The sequence below is a fragment of the Lactobacillus delbrueckii subsp. jakobsenii ZN7a-9 = DSM 26046 genome, from assembly GCF_001888925.1.
In the GTDB taxonomy this organism is placed as follows: domain Bacteria; phylum Bacillota; class Bacilli; order Lactobacillales; family Lactobacillaceae; genus Lactobacillus; species Lactobacillus delbrueckii.
In genome coordinates this window covers 1291357-1312330 of the sequence record NZ_CP018218.1, presented here as the reverse complement: position 1 = coordinate 1312330, position 20974 = coordinate 1291357, and the positions used below count along the sequence as shown (strand labels likewise).

Genomic DNA, 20974 nt, shown 5'->3' with positions numbered 1-20974 from the left:
AAGACATGTCACTCGTTGATATGTCTTTTTTTATAGGAGTTAAACAATCAATGAAAGCGCGTTTAATACTGGAAGATGGACACGTTTTTGAAGGCGAAAGCTTCGGCGCGGTCCATGATGTTATCAGCGAATTCGTCTTCAACACGGCGATGACTGGTTATGTGGAAGTCTTGACCGACCCGTCATATGCTGGTCAAAGCGTGGTCATGACCTATCCCCTGATCGGCAACTACGGTGTTCCCCTGGATGACCAGGAAGCCGCCCACTCCTTTGTCGAAGCCTTTGTAGTAAGCGAGCTTTCCCGGCTGGGGTCCAATTTCCGCATGAACATGAGTCTGAACGACTACATGATTGAAAACAACATCCCCGGCATCCAAGGCGTCGACACCCGGGCCATCACCCGGATCCTGCGCAAAGAAGGCTGCATGAACGGGATGATCACTACTAAGGATTACGAAGTCAGCGCAGTAATTGACCAGATCAAGGCCTTCAAGATCCAAGGGGTCGTTGAAAAGTGCAGCTGCCTTGAACCCTACCATGTCGGTCAAGGTGACTACGAAGTTGCCCTCTATGACTTCGGTGCCAAGCGCAATATCGCCAGGGAACTGGCCAAAAGAGGCTGCCGTGTCACAGTCCTGCCGGCTGACACCCCGGCCCAATATCTCTTAGACCACAACTTCGATGGGATCATGCTTTCAAACGGCCCCGGTGATCCGAGTGAATGCACGGAAATCATTGACCAGCTGAAAATTCTTGCTTCTTCCGGTATCCCGATCTTCGCCATCTGCCTGGGCCACCAGCTCTTAGCATTAGCCCACGGCTTTGAGACGGAAAAAATGGTCTACGGCCACCACGGCAGCAATCACCCAGTCAAGGATCTGACCACTGGCCGGGTCTACATCTCCACGCAAAACCACAACTATGTGATCAAGGAAGACACGATTGATCCAAAGCAAGCCAAGGTCTGGTTCAAGAACGTCAACGACAAGACGATCGAAGGCCTGGAATACTTAAAGGAAAACATCAAGTCCGTCCAGTTCCACCCGGAAGCCTGCGGCGGCCCGCACGACACGGAATACCTATTTGACAGCTTTATTGAAATGATGGGAGAACACAAGAATGCCTAAGCGCGACGATATCAAAAAAGTTTTAGTGATTGGTTCCGGCCCGATCATCATTGGCCAGGCCGCTGAATTCGACTATGCCGGGACCCAGGCCTGCCGGGCCCTCAGAGAAGAAGGCATCGAAGTTGTCCTAATCAACTCCAACCCAGCCACGATCATGACTGACGGCGACATGGCTGACCACGTCTACATCGAACCTTTGACTGTGCCAGTCGTCAAGCAATTGATTGAAAAAGAAAAGCCAGACGCCCTTCTGCCAACCATGGGCGGGCAGAACGCTTTGAACATCGCCATGGCATTAGCTGATGAAGGCTTTTTGGAAAAGCACCATGTCAAGACTATCGGTACTGACACCGACACGATCAAGATGGCTGAAGACCGGCTGGAATTCAAGAACTTGATGGAAAGAATCGGTGAACCGGTTGCCAAGTCAGTTGTCGTCAACTACGTTGAAGACGCCATTGCTTTTGCCAAGGAAATCGGCTATCCCGTAGTTGTCCGCCCGGCCTACACTTTGGGCGGGACTGGCGGCGGGATCGCCTACAATGAACAAGAACTGCGTGAAATCTGTTCTAACGGCCTCCGCCTCTCCCGAGTTACTGAATGTTTGATTGAACAATCAATCGCCGGCTGGAAGGAAGTTGAATACGAAGTCATGCGCGATGGTGCCGGCAACTGCATCACCGTCTGCAACATGGAAAACATGGACCCGGTCGGTGTCCACACCGGTGACAGTATCGTGGTAGCGCCATCTCAAACCTTGTCAGACAAGGACTACCAGATGCTCCGCTCCTCTGCCCTCAACATCATCACTGCCTTGAACATCAAGGGCGGCTGCAATGTCCAGTTTGCCCTCAACCCAGACTCCTTTGAATACTGCGTCATTGAAGTCAACCCTCGTGTTTCCCGGTCTTCTGCCCTGGCCTCAAAAGCAACAGGCTACCCTATCGCCAAGCTTGCTACCAAGATTGCTTTGGGCTACAACTTGGATGAAATCGTCAACGCCGTAACGGGAAAGACCTACGCTTCTTACGAACCAACCCTTGACTACATCGTCTGCAAGATTCCTAAGTGGCCTTTTGACAAATTCTACGACGCTTCCCGCAAGCTGGGCACCCAAATGAAGGCAACCGGGGAAGTCATGGCTATCTGCAACAACTTCGAAGGTGCCTTCATGAAAGCCCTCCGGTCCCTGGAACAAGACAGCTACTACCTTTATAATGAAGAAATTGCCCAGCTGTCAGCTGATGATCTCCGTAAAGACCTCCGCAAGATTGACGACAAGCGGGCCTTCAGAATTGCCGAAGCCTTGAGAAAGGGCGTCTCCATCCGGGAAATTCATGCCATTACCAAGATCGACGTCTGGTTCATTGACAAGATCAAGCACCTGGTTGAAATTGAAGACCGCCTCAAGAGCGAAGAACTGACGCCAGATCTTTTGAAACTGGCCAAGCACTGCGAATTCCCAGACCGGGTTATCGCCAGCTTAACCGGCAAGACTGCTGATGAAGTTTACTACCTCAGAAAGGGCTTGAAGATCACGGCTGCCTTCAAAACGGTCGACACCTGCGCGGCTGAATTTGATGCCGAAACGCCATACTTCTACAGCGTTTATGGCGGTGAACATGAAATCCAGCCAGACCGGTCCAAGAAAAAGGTGATTGTCTTTGGCTCCGGCCCAATCAGAATCGGCCAAGGGATTGAGTTTGACTACTGCTGCGTGCACAGTGTCTGGGCCCTGAAGGAAGCTGGCTACGAAACCATCATCGTCAACAATAACCCGGAAACCGTCTCAACTGACTTTGACATCGCCGACCGCCTCTACTTTGAACCATTAACGGCAGAAGACGTGCAGAGCATCATTGAACTTGAGCAGCCAGACGGGGCTATCGTCCAATTCGGCGGACAAACCGCGATTAAGCTCTCCCAGGACTTGATGAAGATGGGCGTGCCGATCCTTGGTACCTCTGCCGACAGTGTTGACGCGGCTGAAGACCGGGAAAGATTTGACGAGATTTTGGAAAAGTGCCAGATCGACCGGCCGAAGGGGCAAACCGTCTTTACGGCTGAAGAAGCCTTAAAGGCCGCTAATGAGCTGGGTTACCCGGTTTTGGTACGTCCTTCCTACGTTTTAGGCGGGGCCGGGATGGAAATCGCCTTAAATGACGGCGACCTCAAGCGCTTTATTGACCACATCACTTCCCAGTTCAACATTGAAGACCACCCGATCTTAATCGACAAGTACCTGGCCGGCAAGGAATGTGAAGTTGATGCCATCTGCGATGATGAAGGCATCTTGATTCCAGGGATAATGGAACACGTAGAAAGAGCAGGTGTCCACTCTGGTGACTCAATCTCCATCTACCCGCCGCAAAAGATCTCCCAGGAGATGAAGGAACGAATCGTAGAATACTCCAAGCGCCTGGCCAAGGCCTTGAAGGTCAAGGGTTTGATGAACATCCAGTTTATCGTTTACGAAAACAAAGTTTACGTGATCGAAGTCAACCCCCGCTCTTCCAGAACCATCCCTTATATCTCCAAAGTTACCGGGATTCCGCTGGTTGACGTGGCAACCAATGTCATCGTAGGCAAGTCCATCAAGGAGCAAGGCTATGACTACGGTCTGGCTCCGGAAAAGAAGACAGTTGCCGTCAAGATGCCAGTCTTCTCCTTTGAAAAGATTACCGGGGCGGAAATTGCCTTGGGGCCGGAAATGAAGTCAACCGGTGAAGTTCTGGGGATTTCTGAAGACGTTGAAGAAGCCATGTACAAGGCCTTTATGGGGACTGGCCTGGACCTGCCTAAGCACAAGAAGGTTATCTGCACGGTAAAGGATTCGGCTAAGGAAGAATTTTTGCCAATCGCCAAGGAATACCACGACTTTGGCTACGACCTTTACGCGACCCAAGGGACATACGACTTCTTGCAGAGTCATGGCATCCCTGCCCGCCTGGTCAACCGGATCAATGACAGGGAGAACACCATCTTTGACTTGATCTTGACGGAAACGGTCGACCTGGTCATCGACATCCCAACCAGAAACAACAACTTGAAGGATGGCTTCCTGATCCGCCGCTTTGCCGTAGAAGCCGGTGTGCCGATCTACACTTCCCTTGATACGGCGCGGGCCCTCATCCACGCCCTGGAAGCCAAGCACGACAACAAGATCTCCTTGGTCGACATCACCAAGCTGTAAAAAATTCATCACACTCTACTCAATAGTTTAAACGTCAGCATTTGCTGGCGTTTTTCTTTGAAAAAATTTCCAGATTTCCACTTGTAATAACTTAGCACATTAATCGTCGGGCCTACTGGGACCGGCAAGACCACCCTGGTCAAGCTCTTGATTCGCTTTTACGAGTTAAACAGCGGGAAGATGACGATTGGCGGCCAGGATACAAGCAAGATGAAGTGGTCTGATTTACGGTCCATGTTTGGGATGGACCGGCTGATGCAGGGGCGGACGGCTTTTGTTATCGCCCACCGCTTGTCAACGATTAGGGATGCAGACAGCATCATCGTCTTGAAGGACGGGGATATCGTTGAAGTCGGCAACCATGACAGCTTGATGGCAAAGAAAGGCTTTTACGCCGACCTTTACCAATCACAGTTTGAACATAGCGAAGAATAAGAAAAAAGCAAATCATTTTGGATACATTAAAAGCCACCAAGCTCAAACTTGGTGGCTTTTGCTATTTCACGCTTCTGGTCGCGATAAAAGTCGGGATATTCAATTCGTGCAGGCGGCCTTCGCCGTTGGTATCTTCATAGAGATTGGTCAAGGTGAAGCCTGCTTCCAGCTGGCCGCCGATCTGTTCATCCAAGGTATGAGAGAATTGGACACCAGAATCATCTTTTTCCAGCTGCAGCATCTGGTCAGGATTTTTCAGCGGATTAAAAGGCAAGGAGTTGACGACATACTTTTCTTCATCGCTATCAAACAGGTAGTTGATCCCGTTATCCAGGCCAACCAAGAGGACTCCGCCTTTTTTCAAGACCCGGTAGCATTCTTTCCAGATCGGCTTGACTTTTTCAACGTAGCAATTGGCAACTGGCTGAATGATCATGTCGAAGCTTTCGTCAGCAAAAGGCAAAGGTTGGGTCATGTCGGCTTTGACGATATCAATATCGTAGCCTTCCCGTTCTGCAACCAGGCGCTCGCTTTCCAGCTGCTGGTCAGAATAGTCCAGGACTGTGCATTCTGCCCCTAAGGCAGTCAGAATCGGCATCTGCTGGCCACCCCCGCTGGCTAGGCCAAGGATTTTTTTGCCTTGTAAGTCACCAAACCAGCTGTGCGGGACATACTTAACCGGGGTTAACTTGATCTCCCACTTTCCCTCTTTAGCGGCTTGGAAGGTGTCGTGGTCAATCGCCTTCCCCCACTCCCAGCCTTCTTTGACCCAGCGGTCGATCGTTTCAGCGTTGATGTCTTGATAGTTCATAATTGTTTTTCCTCCACGTAATTAATAGTTTTAGTTTAACACAGCGTTAAAATTCTTCCCAGCATTTATAACTTTGGCTTACTGGCACAGGAATACGCAGTCAGATATGGCCAGCATCTTAAGGCAGTAGTTATTGAATCGATGATTGACAATTTGGATGAGTACACGGTCAACATCAACCGTGAAAGGGATGAAATGTTCAGCATGGCATGTGGTCAGCAGGACCAATACCCAGGTTTACAACTACTTCCAGGGCAACAATGAGTTCATGATGGTTGGCAGCTGACCGAATGGGACTTCAGAGACAAACTGGCCCAAATAACTCTCCCTACCCTCTTGACTGTTGGTGAATTTGACACAATGCCGCTTGACGCGGTGCGCCGGATGCACCATACTTTGAAGAATTCCCGCATGGTGGTCACGCCAGATGGGGGCCATTGCCACCATGTTGATAACCCAGATGCATTTTTCTCTTCCTTATATAAGTTCATCAGTGATGTTGAGTCAGGGAAATTTGCTGAGTAAAATAACAGACATGAAAAAAGATCGTCACGATTGTGGCGATCTTTTTTGCTGCATTAACTATTGCTGTTTTTTTCAACGATAAAAGGTTGCAGGGCCTCAGCTAATGAACGCAGGTTACGAGTTTGGATGATAACCTTGCCATCCCCGGTAAAGTGGTTGACCAGGCCTTCACCTGAGGTAAAGCCAAACATCCCCGACGCCACTTTAATGTCGTAATCAAGATTTGCATCCCAGGCAATGACGTGTTCATTGTCAATTGAGATCGGCTTATCGCTGGTTACGGTCAGTTCTACCAAGTCACCAAGAGCGTTAATCAGCATGTCACCTTCGCCTTCAGTTTTCATTACGTAGAAACCACCTGTTCCCCCAAAGGCTGCCTTGCTAAAACTTTGACTTTTCATCTTGTAGCTGACGCTGTCGTCACTTGCCAGAAAGGCGCCGGTGTTCAAGCAATACTGCTGCTTACCAACGGAAAGCTTTAGAATCTTGCCAGGAATTGCCGGTGCAACCCCTATTTGTCCGCCGTCCGCATCACCAGTTGCCTGGGTGATAAACATGCTTTCACCACTGGTCAAGCTCCGGCCAATCGCGCCGAGCAAGCCGCCTAGGCCCTTCTTGCTGGAGTTCATCTTACCGGCGATGGTGACGTCTTTCATGTACACCATGGCGCCGTTTTCAACTTTAATGCTTTCCCCCTTATCGAGTGTTACAGTTGCTAATGGGCAGGTATTCCCGCCGCTTAATTCGTACTTCATGATGTCCCTCTGCTTTTCTATTGCCTTAGCAAAATCTGATATTTATGCCAATAATTCTTTTTCTTGTCTATATTATATTAAGAAATGGCTTTTCCCGCAAAAAAAATTATTGTTTAAAAAATCAAGAAAAACAGAGAATTTATCTTTATTTTTCTAACTCGCTGAAATCTGGTTCAAAGTAGTCCAGCGATGACTGACCGTAAGCTTAATGCCTTCTCTGAAGGGCAAAGAAGCCGGGCGATCCTTGAACCACTTTTGATCGTCTTGGAACTGGACGAAAAGAAGATGAGCAATCCGCTTGCCCCGAAGATCATCTTGATGGACGAATCATTCTCTGGTATCGATGATGAACAGCAAGAGTTGCTGCTGAAGAACATCTACGATATCGCGGACAATTTTATCGCTACTGGCTACAATGCCCGTCTTGCCGTACCAGAAAACAGCAAGGACACGACATACTTCACCTTGATTGACCACACGGTTGACGGCAAGAATCACTTTATCTCTGTAGAACAGAGCATCGTTAGAAAAAATCGCTAAAAAATAAGGCATGATTCCGAATTAACGGAGTCATGCCTTTTTGACGTTTAGATTAAGCTAAGCGTGTTTCTTCGTCTGAAGCTGCTGCTTTCGCTTTTTCCGCCACTCTTCTAGTTCTCTCTCGCTAATAATGTAGCCGGAGTCAGTATGATTTTTAGCGCTAAGCTCTAAAATCTTTAACTTCTTCCGCAAGGCTTCTTCAGCGTAATCAGCAATGAGATCAATCAATTTGTCAGCAGAGCCGGCTCTGTCACATTCTTCCATAACTTCCATGTAGTTCAGCCGGCTCTCTTTATTTGGCTGAATGTTGACAACTGGATAACCATGCTCAGTCAAGGCCAGGTTCATCAGCAATCTTGCCATCCGCCCGTTTCCATCAATGAAGGGGTGAATGATAACAGAACGCCAGTGCAGCTGGGCAGCGTAGTCCACGGGATGGAACTTGTCTTGCGCATCGTTTGCCCAGTCAACCAATTCTGCCATCTTGACAGCAATATCCCAAGGGTCAGCATACGGATTGACTTCCGCTCCTGCTAGCCGGACAGGCACGCTTCGGTAGACACCAGCGTCTTCTGGCCGGCTTTTCGCCATTGCCAGCCTGTTCAGATTTCGAATATCCAGCTGGGTTAAGTTCTGGGCCTGGCTAGCTAAATACATCATGTAGTCATAGGCTTCACTCAAGTCGAGCGTATCCAATACTTCGGCAACGCTTTTCCCGTGGATGGTCGGTCCTTTTTTAAGAATCGCCTCAGTCTCATACCGGGTAAGAGTTGAGCCTTCTATCGCGTTTGATGACCAAACGTGATCAATTTTCACATCCGCGTCCAGCTGCTCCTGCTCATATTTAGATAGCGGACGGTAAGTGTCAATTTTATTCTTCAGCTCTGTTAGCTTGGCAAAATCAGCCATTCCCTCACCTCCTCGTTTATTCTTTACCTGCTTCTTCCGACTAATTGTAGCATATTCCCGTTACAGTTTGATGATCCGGCCATCGTGAGCCCCAGAGCGGTGGGAGATGGACAAAACTGTCCGTCCGCTGCTGGCAGCATCGATTGCCTTGAGTACTTTGGCTTCAGTTTCCTTATCCAGGGATACGGTCATTTCATCAAGCAAAAGGATCTGCGGATCGCAGACCACGCTGCGGGCAATCATCAAGAGCTGCAGCTGCCCTTGAAAGTATGGTCCAGCCACCATGCCGATGTTGTAGATAAAGCCTGAAATAGTAACGACCACAAAAATTGGCGCTTCATACCAGAAGTAGCTGGTCATTTTCTTGGGGTCGCGGGTATTTTTCTGCTTCATCTCACTGCCCCCTAAGATTGCAATCTCGCCCGCTTCTCTGTATCCGCTGTCAGTATTTCTAACTTCATCATAGCACCGAATCTTATTCAGTCTAGTTCATTTTGGACGGGATAAAGGATATTTTTTATACGAAAAAACGGCCAGCAACTGGATACTATCCAGCTACTGGCCGCTTTTATTATGACTCCTTTTAACGGAGATAAGTTGTTAGCTACCGTCTGTACTCGCCTTGAATCAGCGGAAATGTATTAAGTTTTAATACGTGATTATAATCATAGGCAACGTCTACATTCTTTTCCATCTAATTTTGCACTTGGGCATCTTGATGATTGGTTTCTGCCAGCCATGATATAACTGCATTGCCAATATCAGTACGATGCACATCATGGACTGATCTGCCATCGCCAACATCTAATACTGGCTCTAAGCCTTCCGACTCGTTGGTTCTATTTGCGACCGCAAGATTTGCAATTACTGCATCATGTTGGCGCCGTCTAGCACTATCAAGTCTGGCATATTCTTCTCGGTAGTAATTCGCATCGTTAGCTTCTTTGGCTTTAGCTAATTTTAAATCGAAATCTCTTACAATTGTTGCGTATTTGATCATATCATTAACCAACATGTCATGAAAGTCAGAGTAAAAATTTTCGTCTTCTTCGTCAACTAAGTTGCCTAATTCGTCTAATGCCTTTTGATTGATAAAGTATGCAGCCATTGGTTTTCGCCCGCTATTCTGAATAATGGATTTCGTCCGCTTTCTAATATAGTCTAAATTCGCTTTTTCAACTTCATTCATATCAGTTGGATCTTCGACTAAATTAAGTTGGTAGAGTACCTCGCCAATTTGCTTACGGTTATTAGCCCACTCTTCGTCAGTCGATAGGATCTTTATCTTACTGTTTAACTTGTTCAAGTGAATATATAAATCAAGCTTTTGAATCTCGGTCAGTTTATATGGCATATTAATTTCTCCTTACTTTTTGTGTTGCTCCATTGCCAGTCTAAGCCTTCACCGCAGCTTCGTGTTGTACTAAGTGTGCGCTTTCATCATGCTTTTTTTGCTCTGTATCCTTAGAATGGCCGTTAACGGTATGAATCGGCAAATTAAGCCGTACTGGCTGAATCATCTTAATTAGATGCTCATATACCTTATTATACTGGTAAAAGATTAAAATTGGGTGGATTTGTCCAAATTCTCCTTTATCCCGTCTTGTTAGCAAGTTTAACAATCTTGAATCCTTTGGAGCACATCCACTCGTTGATAAGCATCGACTCGTAAGCGTCATCAATCATGTCTAGATCCCAGCGCGTAATGGCTGAAATATTGAAAAACTCATGACTGACCGTTAAATCAGGATCCCCAAAGGCAAATCGTGAAATATTGCCATAATTGTCAGTAATAACTGGATTATGATAGTCATCAAACCATTTAATCTGCTGCCTAATAAAGTCGGTCTTTGAGCTGTAATACCCGCCCATAACTAAATATGAGGCTAAATCAAGATACGAATTGGAAAATGGCGTCGCTGATGTTCAAGTCTCCTTCTAGCGGAGATAAGTTGTTAGCGTAAGCGTTGTAATTGATGGTCAAGCTTTCATTATGTTCTCGTCTCCTTTTAGCGGAGATAAGTTTTTAGCCCGCTATAAGCGAAGTGACCTCGATGAGTGGGCAGAGCAATTTAGTTCTCGTCTCCTTTTAGCGGAGATAAGTTTTTAGCAGATGAAGTCCTGTACGGCGAAGTAACTCTTGCTGAAGATAAGTTCTCGTCTCCTTTTAGCGGAGATAAGTTTTTAGCTAACTCGTGGAATTGAATTTACTGATTTGCCATTTTAAAGTTCTCGTCTCCTTTTAGCGGAGACAAGTTTTTAGCAAGGATAATAGTTATAGAATGATTATCAACTTTAACGTTGAGTTCTCGTCTCCTTTTAGCGGAGACAAGTTTTTAGCAAGGATAATAGTTATAGAATGATTATCAACTTTAACGTTGAGTTCTCGTCTCCTTTTAGCGGAGATAAGTTTTTAGCTGACCACCAAACAATCATTGATATTTCGCCAAAATCTACCATTTTCAATGTCCATAATCAGGACAAGTGATCAGACTATGGCTTAACTTTTGCCCGAAAATTGGACAAATAGCCAGCTAAATGAGAACTACGTATATTTTACAATACAACCAACTAAATTATGATGAGCTTTGGGTTTGTGTTGGTCGACAGTGTCACTTCACTACCTAAAATCGTAATTTGTTTGTCGTTAACTTCATTTGGCAACAAGTACAAGGTGATCATTCCATCATCTGGAACTTCTTCTTTCAAAGTCTTGATCAAGTGCTTGCTTGTTTCCTATGACTCAACTTCTCGTTCATAAAGACTATATCGCTTCATATCAAAGCCCAGCTCCACTAGTCTTTTCCGATACTCCGCAGCCTCTTTTCTTTCTTCTTTTGTGTTTCGAGGCAAGTCAAAGCTCAAAAGTAAAACCATTACTTGCCTCCTTCGATGAAAGTCGGAAGCTTTAAACTACTAGCACTATTTGCTTGCGGACATGCAATATAAGACTTAACTGTCTCCTCGATTGCATCCCCTATCCGGAAAATTTTTCCACCAATTACACACTTATCAAAGAGCAAATTAGCTTCCATCATCATGGTAGCACTTACAAATCAAGTGTGCTAGACAAACAGCCATATTTTTACTTTGATAATTAATATAATTCCAAATAAAAAAGTACCAAGCAAATATTACTTGGTACTTAACAATTTTTTATTACAATACACGTCTATATCCAGCCACCTTGCTTGTGTCTCGGTTTAAAAGCAAGTGCGGTAATTATCATCAAGATCGCCCTCCTCGTCAGTATCATACGAACTGAATAAGTCCATCTCTTCTTGTTGAGAAGCTGCCATCGAATTAACGGTATCTTCACCGGCAACGATCGATTTAAAGGTTTGCTCCTTTCGTTGAACGTACAGCCGACCATTTTTAGAAAAAGTTTCTCATTCACTGAAGATGATTGGGTCATCAGTTAGTGCATCCCCTTGTGCCATATTGGCTCGAATAATGACTTTAGCGCTCTTGATGATCTTTTCATTTTGCTTAGCATCTGGATTTATGGCGTGAATTCCAGAAAGATAATCGCTTATAAACTCTTGCAGCATATTCATTACTAGCATCTCGACATTGTCTTCCATCAGTTCAATCCCATAAAGAGATGATAAAGCCAAGAGACTATTATCTTCGAATTTAGTAATGTTCTTGCTCTGCTCAAGAGCAACTTTCATCTTTCTTTTAAGAATTTCTACTAGGAATACACCTTCCCCAGCAGAGGGTTCTAAAAAAGTAGTTTTCAAGTCATTAACCCTGGCAGTGATTTCAGGTTGATCAAGCATCAGATCAACAATTCTCTGAGGCGTGAAGACTTCACCAATGTCTTTTACGCGATCATCAGACTTGATTAGTCGTTCGTCTGCCATTATTTCATTGCCTGCACTTTCGTTTCGATGAAGTCGATCTCATCTTGGGTAAGGTTGTATTTCTTGTACAATTGTTGGTCGATTTCTGGAATTGACTTGGACCAGTCGATATCGGAATTTGACGTGAAGTCTTGAAGTGGGACATATTCCCAGGTTGAACGAGGATTGTGTTGTGTTGCCTTCTTTACACCTAACATCGTACGGGCAAATTTAGTCTTAATGAAGTGGTCGGCGGTTACCCTCGAACAAAAGAATGTCCCAATTCAAAAAGCATCAAGCAAACGATTTGCTTGATGCTTCAAAAAAATAGGCTTGACACGCCATCAGTAAGATTTGACAAAGAGCCTACGATCATTTTTTCTTACGACCCAGATTTCCTTCTGGTACCACAGAAATAAACCGCGCATGTGAGATTACATGGTTTGCATAAAATTTTGCAGCAATCTTTTTCTTTGCTTTGCTTTCGATTTGACGGACCCGCTCTCTCGTCACAGACATTTCCTGCCCAATTTCCTCAAGAGTATGCTCATTCCCATCTGCCAAACCATATCGCTTCTCAATAACGCTGCGCTCACGGTCACTTAGACCTCTCAGCGCAAGCTCCGTCAATTGTTCGGATTGAACCCGGGAAATTACATCGTCTTCCACATTTTCATCTGACACAAACGCATTACCATCGGTCTCTTCCTGTAACGTTTCTATGCTTTCAGGCGTCAGCAGAATATAAAGCACTTGAGTGATTCTTTCTTCTGGCCAGTCTGTATATTTTTTCAGAAGATCATGCAGTTCTCTCTCTGACAAATTATTGAAATCAGTCGGGCCAACAATTTTCTCTATCTGATTCAGATACTGATTAATTTGTTCCACCGTATGAACCGACACGTAACAGGTCTGGTGGAGATATGGAAGATCACGATGCATAACCTGGCTCATCCACATCGACGCATAAGAAGGAAACAGACCTTCCACACTATCACTGTGTTTCCAGATTGCGGTCCATGCACCTATACAGGCCTCTTGGAAGGCATCTTCAAATTCCATGCCGTTATCTTTGTATGCATACAAAGCAACTTTGACACAAGACCGAAGTACCATATCAAAGATGCGAAGGGAAGCATCCTGTGCATCAGGTCCACGTTTATGAACCATCTCAAGATTATAATCGTATTCCCCAAGTCTGGCTGCCTGAATATTCCGTATATCTTTCAGCATTCCTTTCATGGCAGGACATACTGCTTCTGCTTCGTCAAAAATAGCATCATAATCAAGCTGAGCCATATCGAAGTCTTCATCAACACCAAGCTTGTATCCAATTTCTTTCAAGGCCTGAACTTTTACAGAACCGCCCCAGTGAAATTCTCCGTATAGCGCCTTCGCTGCATCAAGCCGTTCCTGCAAATCACTTTTTCCTTTATCGGTATTTGAATATTCAGCAATAAATACTCCATCAACCTTTAAATCGCTGATGATCTCGTCCTTCAGATATTGAAATCTGTTATCTGATATCACCGGCGTCATGCCGGATATCTCTGCGGAAGTCTCGTTCTCGTATCTATCATATAATCGGAATACCTGAACACTTCCCTTTGAACCTTTCTCCATTAGAGAAAGATCTGCAGCAGTATCTATACGAAAAACTCTTAGAAAAAATATTACCCCACTCGGTATATCAGAAAAGTAATTGAGGTATGATCTCATATTCCATGCAGGGGCATAATACTGGCTTATGTTTTTCAAAGCATCCGATCTAACTTGGAATTCCACCTGTGATTCAATGACAGCAACATAATTGTATTCCGGATTGATATCATGATCTTCCATCAGCATCATAAGCTTATTGGCATCGCCATGATACTTTCCATGACCATTCCAAATGGCATATGGAAAAAAGAACAGATACTGTCCCATAATCTCCGGCTTTACAAGATGCCGGCCAAATGTCATGATCTGGCAACAATCTTTTATTTTTCTTCCAGCATCTTCCAATAGAGCAATCGTATATGGATCGTCACGGAAGGCATACTCTACGTAAGCCACATTAAACTCCCATTACATGTACTGATTAATAGGAAACAACTTTCCCTCATCCAGAAAATCCCCAAGTTTATTCAAACCGTAGCACATCAGAACTCTTGCATAGCGATACGGAGTCGTACATCCCGGATACAAAGCACCGATGAAATCAGCGATATAATGATCCGGATCTACAGACCCAACGTTGTAATTATTACCGGTCGCATCATAAACCGCATCAAGCTGAGCTATCTTATCATCTGAATTCACATCATCAAGATTATATTTAACAGCATAAGCCATACCAAATTTAGCAGCAGTCAATGCGTCCTCAAATAAACCAGATTCCTTCATTTCTGTTGCAACATGAGTTGCCAGTCTTGAAAGCCGTAAGTTTGTAATATCCTCTACCATTGTCCTTACCTCACTCAATCTCCGTATGCATAGATGTTACACGCTCCAGCTTGAACTCATGAAGCAGACTTGCCCCAAGTTCCTGCCGTGCCACCTGATCATCAATTTCACCGGTGTATGCCAGAAGCATAGATTGTTCCGCCATCTTCGGCAGTGTTCTGATTATATTTGCCTTATGTGTAGGATCCAAACGTCCGAACGGCGAATCCATGATAATCGGTCCCTGCAACGGGGCGTTCTTATGAAGAGCTCCGATAAGAGACAATGCAACTACGTGCTCATAACCAGAAGACCTCCCTGGAACAATCCGTCCAGATTTATGAACTATTTCAAGGCCATAATTATCATTGATCTGAAGTCTTACATAATCGGGATCTTCAGTCAGATTGAGGAATAATTCCGTTGCATCCGACTGAACATTTGCCTTCAGCTGGTCCCTGTACTTTGCTTTACTCTCATCAAAGATCTTGAAAATATGATCGCAAAGTTCGTAGCGACGGCTTGCCTCCCTGTAATCTGTGCTTCCTGCAGACCTATCAATAGCCTCTGTAATCTTATCCTTTTGCTGTTTAAGTTCATTAAGCTTTTTATTCTCTGCGTCAATTCCATTGCGGATGTCATGAATAGACTGATCAATCTCCGAATATCTTGTAGTAATACTCAAAACATCATTTTCATCAGCGTTCATTCCATATCTCGAAATATGATCCTTCATCTCAGCGATCTGTTGTTTATACTCTGTACATTCAATTGAAAGCTGATCCTTCTGATCTTCAAGGAGCTTTACATTCTGCCTTACATCCTGGACATCAACGCCGAGCTTTCTTAGTGTATCAAGCGAGGAGTGGATATCATAAAGTCTACCACGTTCAACTTCTGTCAGGCCAGAATACTCAGATGACGATTCCTTAATCTTCCTCTGGAGTTCAGCAATAATAGTACTGTCAATATCCTGTTCACATACAGGACAAGTTCTGTCAGCGACCGCTCTCTTCATCTCTTTGATGAAACTTTCCGCAACAGTTCTTTTCTGCTTCTTAGATGTCAGAACTTTTTCCTCTGTCTCAAGTTTTTCCCGCATATCACGGATTGTCGTGAGAAGCATGCCCTTCCAGGCATTCTTCATTAACGCAGATAATTTCTGCTGAACCGAGACAAGTTTTCCCTCCGTGCTCTTCAGATTTTTCTCAGCATTATTACGTTCAATAATCCACTCACGCAACTGATTCGTAGCTTTCATCTGTTCTTCGACTACTGTCTTCTGACCGAGCAGATCCGAAAGCTGCGACTTTTTCTCCTGAATAGCATTTACGTGCTCTTTGATATTCGCATTTATACTATCCAGTTCAATTCCGTACCTTGCAGTCCTATCATCAGTCTTTGCAGCTCTTGTCTTCTGTGTTTCATACTTCGATAAACACTCTTCAATATCAACACATCCATTTTGGAGAACTGGAAGGCCAAGAATCTTTTCAATTGAATTTTTTATCTGTTCACCGGAATAGTCATCAGAACTTACCAATTCCTCATATTCCTGCAGAAGTTCTGCATCGAAAAGGAAGAATCTGGAAACCTGCTCAGGCATAATCACTTTCAGCTCATGATCTCTGTCTTCTGGAGACAAAATAGCGCCGTTCTTACGAAGGAAAGTAACTTTTTCATAATCTTCATCGCCAGCCGGATCAGTGACGCCCTGCCTTGGCATATACTGCCGAGTCAATGCATAGATATCTCCATCATTTGTCATTTCCAGAACGACCTTAAAGCCGTGCTGACCAGCATCAGCTGCTTCAGTATTCTCCATCTCCTTGAGATGTTTTAAAACGCCATTACGTCTCTGGATTTTTCCAAACAAAGCGAAGCGAAAAGCATTAAGCAGAGTAGTTTTTCCACGTCCATTATTCCCCCAGAAGATAATAACGCCAGACTTATCTGTGAAATCAATCGTCTGCTCACCCTTGTACGGGCCGAAATTTGTTAATGTCATTCTTGTAAAATGAAGCATATCAGCCCTCCCTGTTATTAAGCCGGTTCATATACTCGGCAATCAGACTCATTGTTTTAGATCTCGCCTGCTGTCTATCGTCCTGATTGTCATACTGAGCATAAGCAATCTGTCTTATCAGTTCTTCAGGAACATCCGAATATTTTTCTGAACGCACCTTTTCAAGAACCGAAAGAAGTTCATCAAGATTCTTCCTCTCTGTCATCTTCGTAACCTCCGTCTTTTACCTTCTGATAATCAATACCAAATTTCCTTGCAATAATCTTAAGATCAGCCGTACACGATGGATTTTCAGCCCATTCGCCAAACTGTATTGCACGGGAAAGTTCCGCTTCGATAATAGAGTTGCTCTTATCATTTTCCTGATAAGATTCCTGTGGCATTACAATTGCGTCGTAAAGCTGAGCGAAATACTTACCTTTTGACCTCCGTAATATACGACCTCTTCTCTGTATAAATTCTCTTGGGTTTTTAGAAGAAGCCAATATCAGTGCGTGCGTTGTTTCCGGAATATCAACACCTTCATCAAGGCACTTGATTGAAACTAAAATACCGCCATTATAAGAAAAATATTTAAGTGTTTCCTCTCTACTTCCTATCATATCAGAATGATACTCATAAGCATCGTATCCATTCCTTAATAGAAGATCCAAAACTTCTGAAAGCTGGCCCTGATTGTCGCAGTACACAATCCATCGTTGGCCTCTTTCGTAATACTTCTTAATCGTGTCAAGTGCCAAAGGTACCTTAGCTTTCGCTTGCTTCAAAATTCTCGCCCGAGCTATAAGCTGCATCTGCAGCCTGGTATTCCCCTGCATCATAGAAGAAAAAGAAGAACCTTTTGATTTTCCAATAACAATCATCTTGTTAATTTTCTTTGTCAGTTCATCCCATTCCTCCTGTTCTTCTTCCGATAAAAGTACAGGCAACGGATGATAATAATACTTAGTCAATACACCAGAACGGATTGCATCCTGCAATGAAAATACAGGCGGTACAATACCACCAAAATAATCAAATACTGCGGCAGTTCCTTCAGGATCACCATATCTGATGGGCGTAGCAGAAAGACCAAGCCTTTCTCCGGCATCGATGTTCAAAATATTCCTACGTTCCGGGCTTCCGATTCGATGAACCTCATCTGCTACAAGTAATAAATGTTTGCCGTCTGATACATTCTTAACGAATAAATCATTACATGCCGTATCCATGATAGCGATCGTAATCTTATTCTGACCGCTGCTTTTCCTAGTCCATAATGACAATGTATCCCCATCACGCCATGACGTATTGCCATCGCCAGATAAAAGGATACTGAGCTGAATATCTGATATATTTTCAAGAATCTCTTTCTTCCATTGTCGCAGTAATTCTTTCGACGGGACAAGGACTAAAACTGTTTGTCCACGATCCAACGCGTCTCGAATCGCGCATATTGCTGTATATGTTTTGCCAGATCCTGTGGCGTGCTCCAAGATTCCACGACGGTCATGATCTACCCAGTTTTCAAGCGCTTTAACCTGATGATCTCTTGGAGATTTCTTTTTTGACTTCTTATCAGAACACCATTTCTTAGCAAGTGATATTCCGGTTGCAATCTCAGACAACAAGGCTTTCCAATCATATCCATTGCTTTTATCAATCAGTTTCTGCTTTAGTGCGTCAGGGAATTTATATACCAAAGCATTTGGCTGTTTCTCATTCCACAACCTTTCAAAATAGTCCTTTGCACTGTCCACACGAAACGAATCCCGTCTGTCATCCCAACTTGGGAATACATCAATAGACTCAAGATTTCCATCTTCAGAAAGTCCCTGATAAGTTTCATTCATAGAACCTCTGAAGCCAACTGAATCCCCATTACTATCAGTGAAGATGCCGACCTTATCATGGAACAGTCTCTTAAGGTCAGGTTCCATTCCAGTCTCTGGAACAGCGATCTTGATATCAAGTATGTTTTCGGCAATCAGACACGCAAGAACTCTTGTCGGTTTCTCCAACTCAGGCGATAAAAACATATTGTTTAATTCTTCTGCCATATTGCGCTGAATAATGGCATCATTCTTTGCCGAATATCCCTCCGCCATTGCCGTCTTATCTGTATCTGAAATAACAGGCGAACAAATAATCCGTATCTTACCGCCGTGTTCTACAAATTCCTGAAGAGCAGTCCAGGCAATGATATAGATCGTACTTCCGAAATATCCAGAAATCCGGTCATAACGAACTGAGTTTCTCATTGCCGGAAGATAAAAATCTTCTGCGATATCGTCATTCGTTTTATTGTAATCCGGCTTAAAGTTGTAATCACGTAACCCCATGACCTGCGTTCCTCAACATAATCTGCAAATCAATATCAAACCGCTTCTTCAGCCCTTCAACAAGACATTCACGCTTCGCTATAACAACAATTTCGTTATTGTGCTTCTTGTGTACATATACACCCGTTTCCAGCGCCTTCATAATTTGCCGAAGGTATATCTGAATATTTGCCGAATATGCAAACTCTCTGTGCTTATCAAGTTCAAACAAAACCCAGACACCATCCTCAGTATCATTTAGAATCTGGGCATAACCAATGATTAAAACAGTAGTACCGTCTGAATCATCAAATCTTCCACGCTGTCCGCGCTTCTGATTGTCAATAATCAGTTGAACCTTCCATTCATCTACCGTACGTCCCCCTGGAGGACCCGTGCAATTAAACACATAAGCCTTGATATCGCGGTTAAAAGGGTATTTCAGATGAGCGCGAAGGGGCTTTCTGTTTATACTCTCAACATTTTCAGCAATATCGCCAACGTCTGTCAAAAACAAACTATGAAGCTCACTCTGCTTCAATCTTCGCGTCGCCATGCTACACCTTTCTGATCCCCATATACTTTGAATTCAAAGCAGGACTGCAGAGCGAAGTCTCATCATCGGGATCACAGTCCTTGTTCATCCAGTTTTTCAGGTTATATTCTTTAATCAATGGCTCAGGAAGTGGCATGTTATCGTCGTTTACTTCAACATATCCATCCGTAATTTTCCACTCATCATTGTCCTTCAGAATTCCCTTCAAATGATCATAAAACAACGTCTTATTCCTTGGCTTTTCGTACAAACCAACCGTAGGAAACCACGATTCAAAAAGATCATATACATACGCAAATGGGAGAAGCTGCCATTTACATCTTGGAAGCATCTCATCAATAAATCTCACCAGATTATTATTCCAAACTTCTTCACAATGGAACTCCACCTGATGCCATTTCTTGGCCATCTCACAGTAATCAGGATTAATCTCTATATACTTAAAATCCCGACCCAATTGCTCTGCAACAATAGCAGTTGTCCCAGACCCACCAAATGGGTCAAGAACTACATCTCCTTTGTTAGTTCCTGCTTTGACAAAGAATTCAACAAGTTTCATCGGGAATCGTGCAGGATGTGATACACCAAACTGTTTGCATAACCGATGAAATGTATCATTACTGCTCGTATTACTTATTGTCAGAACGCTTCCTGGATCTGCACCACCATTATTCTTCCACGGATGTGAAAGATCAAAGCTATGCCTGGAAGGTCTGGTATTTGCATCACGATCTCCTTTCGCAGAAGCCTTAAACAACTCTTCCATCCTATCGCCGTATGGTTTCCTGATCGGGTCCATATGAAAAGTCCACTCATCCGATTTACTGAACCAGAAACAATATTCATGAGACTTCTTCGTACGTCCCATGGTTCCTCGTGAAAATACATTCGGAGGCGTTGCCGGATTGTACCAAATATAATCTCTTACCAGATGGAAACCTACCTTCTCAGAAAGCAAAACGACAAGCTTAAATACAAATAAGCTCTGATACTTTCCGTCTAGTTTGTCATTGATGTTCAGTACAAAGCTTCCAGTAGGCTTCAGGATCCGATACATCTCCTTCGCCCTTGGAAGAAACCAGTCATTGAACTTTGAAGGCTTTATCTTTACGCTCTTTCCGGTAACGCCATAGTCTTTTATCTGATCCGCATATGGTGGAGACGTAAAAATAAAGTCAATACTGTTGTCCGGAAGTTTCTTCATTTCTTCCAGACACTCGCCGTTAATAAACTCACCCATAGAAATTCACCTTACCATTCATGATTCTTGATATACTCCTCTGCAGCCAATCGAAAAAACGCAGACAAAGAAAGCCCATGTGCCTTCGCCACAGCAGAAAGATATTCCTTATCTTTTTTCGTCATAGATACAAGGGATGTTGCTCTTGTATCTTCCGGTGCCTGTACAGACTGATTATTTACAGACACCGCAAAATTATTTTCTTCCATGAATGAAATCCTTTTCTATGGATATCAAATATTTAACTTATAGTTATTTAATAGATACTGGATCTATTTAATTATA

18 protein-coding genes, 3 pseudogenes and 1 CRISPR repeat array are annotated in these 20974 nt (G+C 44.0%); of the genes and pseudogenes, 5 read left to right on the top strand and 16 right to left on the bottom strand.

Annotated features, from left to right (window positions below):
* Nucleotides 1–50 precede the first annotated feature (50 nt).
* The 3 genes and pseudogenes from LJ046_RS06745 to LJ046_RS06735 all read left to right on the top strand — a co-directional run.
* Nucleotides 51–1127: a carbamoyl phosphate synthase small subunit gene (locus tag LJ046_RS06745; RefSeq protein ID WP_002880281.1), complete on the top strand. Its 1077-nt coding sequence runs from the start codon at nt 51–53 to the stop codon at nt 1125–1127.
* A complete protein-coding gene (gene carB, locus LJ046_RS06740; protein WP_002880280.1) occupies nt 1120–4320 on the top strand; it encodes a carbamoyl-phosphate synthase large subunit in 3201 nt (1066 codons plus the stop codon). Before LJ046_RS06745 ends, carB begins: the two co-directional genes overlap by 8 nt.
* A 102-nt stretch (nt 4321–4422) precedes the next feature.
* Nucleotides 4423–4755 (top strand): annotated as a pseudogene (locus LJ046_RS06735) (ATP-binding cassette domain-containing protein); the annotation flags it as partial.
* A 61-nt stretch (nt 4756–4816) separates the two neighbouring features.
* On the opposite strand, the gene LJ046_RS06730 reads toward LJ046_RS06735, so the two are convergent.
* Nucleotides 4817–5566 carry a class I SAM-dependent methyltransferase gene (locus LJ046_RS06730; protein ID WP_002880277.1) on the bottom strand — a complete coding sequence of 250 codons (750 nt, stop codon included), beginning with the start codon at nt 5564–5566 and terminating at the stop codon, nt 4817–4819.
* A gap of 75 nt (nt 5567–5641) precedes the next feature.
* Between LJ046_RS06730 and LJ046_RS10030 the strand changes: the two are divergent.
* Nucleotides 5642–6091, top strand: a pseudogene (locus tag LJ046_RS10030) (alpha/beta hydrolase family protein); the annotation flags it as partial.
* A gap of 53 nt (nt 6092–6144) precedes the next feature.
* Here the strand turns inward: LJ046_RS10030 and LJ046_RS06720 are convergent.
* Nucleotides 6145–6846, bottom strand: a complete 702-nt coding sequence (locus LJ046_RS06720; protein ID WP_002880274.1) for a TIGR00266 family protein — start codon at nt 6844–6846, stop codon at nt 6145–6147.
* Nucleotides 6847–7035: 189 nt separating this feature from the next.
* Here LJ046_RS06720 and LJ046_RS06715 point away from each other — a divergent pair, with 189 nt between their 5' ends.
* Nucleotides 7036–7386: a P-loop NTPase family protein gene (locus LJ046_RS06715; RefSeq protein WP_002880272.1), complete on the top strand. Its 351-nt coding sequence runs from the start codon at nt 7036–7038 to the stop codon at nt 7384–7386.
* A gap of 57 nt (nt 7387–7443) precedes the next feature.
* Here the strand turns inward: LJ046_RS06715 and LJ046_RS06710 are convergent, their stop codons facing one another.
* From LJ046_RS06710 to LJ046_RS06640, 14 genes and pseudogenes are all read right to left on the bottom strand, one after another.
* A complete protein-coding gene (locus LJ046_RS06710) occupies nt 7444–8295 on the bottom strand; it encodes a Fic family protein (RefSeq protein ID WP_002880270.1) in 852 nt (283 codons plus the stop codon).
* Between the two features lie 60 nt (nt 8296–8355).
* Nucleotides 8356–8688 (bottom strand): hypothetical protein, encoded by a 333-nt coding sequence (locus LJ046_RS10440; RefSeq protein ID WP_002880269.1) that lies wholly within the window; start codon nt 8686–8688, stop codon nt 8356–8358.
* A gap of 301 nt (nt 8689–8989) precedes the next feature.
* Nucleotides 8990–9649: a DUF3232 domain-containing protein gene (locus LJ046_RS06700; RefSeq protein WP_002880268.1), complete on the bottom strand. Its 660-nt coding sequence runs from the start codon at nt 9647–9649 to the stop codon at nt 8990–8992.
* Between the two features lie 570 nt (nt 9650–10219).
* A CRISPR array of direct repeats spans nt 10220–10713; the repeat unit is 36 nt; unit sequence GTTCTCGTCTCCTTTTAGCGGAGATAAGTTTTTAGC.
* 153 nt (nt 10714–10866) lie between these two features.
* A pseudogene (cas2, locus tag LJ046_RS06690) lies at nt 10867–11172 on the bottom strand (CRISPR-associated endonuclease Cas2).
* Between the two features lie 512 nt (nt 11173–11684).
* The gene (locus LJ046_RS06685; protein ID WP_002876944.1) at nt 11685–12161 is read right to left on the bottom strand and encodes an N-6 DNA methylase; all 477 of its coding nucleotides are present in this window, start codon (nt 12159–12161) and stop codon (nt 11685–11687) included.
* Nucleotides 12161–12358, bottom strand: coding sequence for a hypothetical protein (locus LJ046_RS06680; protein WP_002876946.1), 198 nt, complete (start codon nt 12356–12358; stop codon nt 12161–12163). The genes LJ046_RS06685 and LJ046_RS06680 overlap by 1 nt, the downstream gene beginning before the upstream one ends.
* Nucleotides 12359–12512: 154 nt before the next feature.
* Nucleotides 12513–14198: a sigma-70 family RNA polymerase sigma factor gene (locus LJ046_RS06675; RefSeq protein ID WP_002876947.1), complete on the bottom strand. Its 1686-nt coding sequence runs from the start codon at nt 14196–14198 to the stop codon at nt 12513–12515.
* Between the two features lie 12 nt (nt 14199–14210).
* Nucleotides 14211–14588: a hypothetical protein gene (locus tag LJ046_RS06670; RefSeq protein ID WP_002876949.1), complete on the bottom strand. Its 378-nt coding sequence runs from the start codon at nt 14586–14588 to the stop codon at nt 14211–14213.
* A gap of 10 nt (nt 14589–14598) precedes the next feature.
* Complete coding sequence (locus tag LJ046_RS06665) at nt 14599–16593, bottom strand: AAA family ATPase (protein ID WP_002876950.1); 1995 nt, start codon at nt 16591–16593, stop codon at nt 14599–14601.
* Between the two features lies 1 nt (nt 16594).
* The gene (locus LJ046_RS06660) at nt 16595–16798 is read right to left on the bottom strand and encodes a DNA modification system-associated small protein (RefSeq protein WP_002876951.1); all 204 of its coding nucleotides are present in this window, start codon (nt 16796–16798) and stop codon (nt 16595–16597) included.
* Nucleotides 16776–18914 (bottom strand): DEAD/DEAH box helicase family protein, encoded by a 2139-nt coding sequence (locus tag LJ046_RS06655; protein WP_002876952.1) that lies wholly within the window; start codon nt 18912–18914, stop codon nt 16776–16778. Before LJ046_RS06655 ends, LJ046_RS06660 begins: the two co-directional genes overlap by 23 nt.
* Nucleotides 18901–19449 (bottom strand): hypothetical protein, encoded by a 549-nt coding sequence (locus LJ046_RS06650; RefSeq protein WP_002876957.1) that lies wholly within the window; start codon nt 19447–19449, stop codon nt 18901–18903. Before LJ046_RS06650 ends, LJ046_RS06655 begins: the two co-directional genes overlap by 14 nt.
* A 1-nt stretch (nt 19450) precedes the next feature.
* Entirely contained in the window at nt 19451–20689 is a 1239-nt protein-coding gene (locus LJ046_RS06645) for a DNA-methyltransferase (protein ID WP_002876960.1), read from the bottom strand.
* Between the two features lie 11 nt (nt 20690–20700).
* Nucleotides 20701–20898 (bottom strand): hypothetical protein, encoded by a 198-nt coding sequence (locus LJ046_RS06640; RefSeq protein WP_002876961.1) that lies wholly within the window; start codon nt 20896–20898, stop codon nt 20701–20703.
* Between the last annotated feature and the right edge of the window lie 76 nt (nt 20899–20974).

What these genes read in the sequence shown, in the direction of transcription:
- LJ046_RS06660 (WP_002876951.1), bottom strand. Translation starts at nt 16,798, where the DNA reads ATGACAGAGAGGAAGAATCTTGATGAACTTCTTTCGGTTCTTGAAAAG.
- LJ046_RS06645 (WP_002876960.1), bottom strand. Translation starts at nt 20,689, where the DNA reads ATGGGTGAGTTTATTAACGGCGAGTGTCTGGAAGAAATGAAGAAACTT.
- LJ046_RS06655 (WP_002876952.1), bottom strand. Translation starts at nt 18,914, where the DNA reads ATGGGGTTACGTGATTACAACTTTAAGCCGGATTACAATAAAACGAAT.
- LJ046_RS06700 (WP_002880268.1), bottom strand. Translation starts at nt 9,649, where the DNA reads ATGCCATATAAACTGACCGAGATTCAAAAGCTTGATTTATATATTCAC.
- LJ046_RS06650 (WP_002876957.1), bottom strand. Translation starts at nt 19,449, where the DNA reads ATGGCGACGCGAAGATTGAAGCAGAGTGAGCTTCATAGTTTGTTTTTG.
- LJ046_RS06715 (WP_002880272.1), top strand. Translation starts at nt 7,036, where the DNA reads ATGACTGACCGTAAGCTTAATGCCTTCTCTGAAGGGCAAAGAAGCCGG.
- LJ046_RS10440 (WP_002880269.1), bottom strand. Translation starts at nt 8,688, where the DNA reads ATGAAGCAGAAAAATACCCGCGACCCCAAGAAAATGACCAGCTACTTC.
- LJ046_RS06665 (WP_002876950.1), bottom strand. Translation starts at nt 16,593, where the DNA reads ATGCTTCATTTTACAAGAATGACATTAACAAATTTCGGCCCGTACAAG.
- LJ046_RS06745 (WP_002880281.1), top strand. Translation starts at nt 51, where the DNA reads ATGAAAGCGCGTTTAATACTGGAAGATGGACACGTTTTTGAAGGCGAA.
- LJ046_RS06670 (WP_002876949.1), bottom strand. Translation starts at nt 14,588, where the DNA reads ATGGTAGAGGATATTACAAACTTACGGCTTTCAAGACTGGCAACTCAT.
- LJ046_RS06680 (WP_002876946.1), bottom strand. Translation starts at nt 12,358, where the DNA reads ATGTTAGGTGTAAAGAAGGCAACACAACACAATCCTCGTTCAACCTGG.
- LJ046_RS06730 (WP_002880277.1), bottom strand. Translation starts at nt 5,566, where the DNA reads ATGAACTATCAAGACATCAACGCTGAAACGATCGACCGCTGGGTCAAA.
- carB (WP_002880280.1), top strand. Translation starts at nt 1,120, where the DNA reads ATGCCTAAGCGCGACGATATCAAAAAAGTTTTAGTGATTGGTTCCGGC.
- LJ046_RS06685 (WP_002876944.1), bottom strand. Translation starts at nt 12,161, where the DNA reads ATGGCAGACGAACGACTAATCAAGTCTGATGATCGCGTAAAAGACATT.
- LJ046_RS06710 (WP_002880270.1), bottom strand. Translation starts at nt 8,295, where the DNA reads ATGGCTGATTTTGCCAAGCTAACAGAGCTGAAGAATAAAATTGACACT.
- LJ046_RS06640 (WP_002876961.1), bottom strand. Translation starts at nt 20,898, where the DNA reads ATGGAAGAAAATAATTTTGCGGTGTCTGTAAATAATCAGTCTGTACAG.
- LJ046_RS06720 (WP_002880274.1), bottom strand. Translation starts at nt 6,846, where the DNA reads ATGAAGTACGAATTAAGCGGCGGGAATACCTGCCCATTAGCAACTGTA.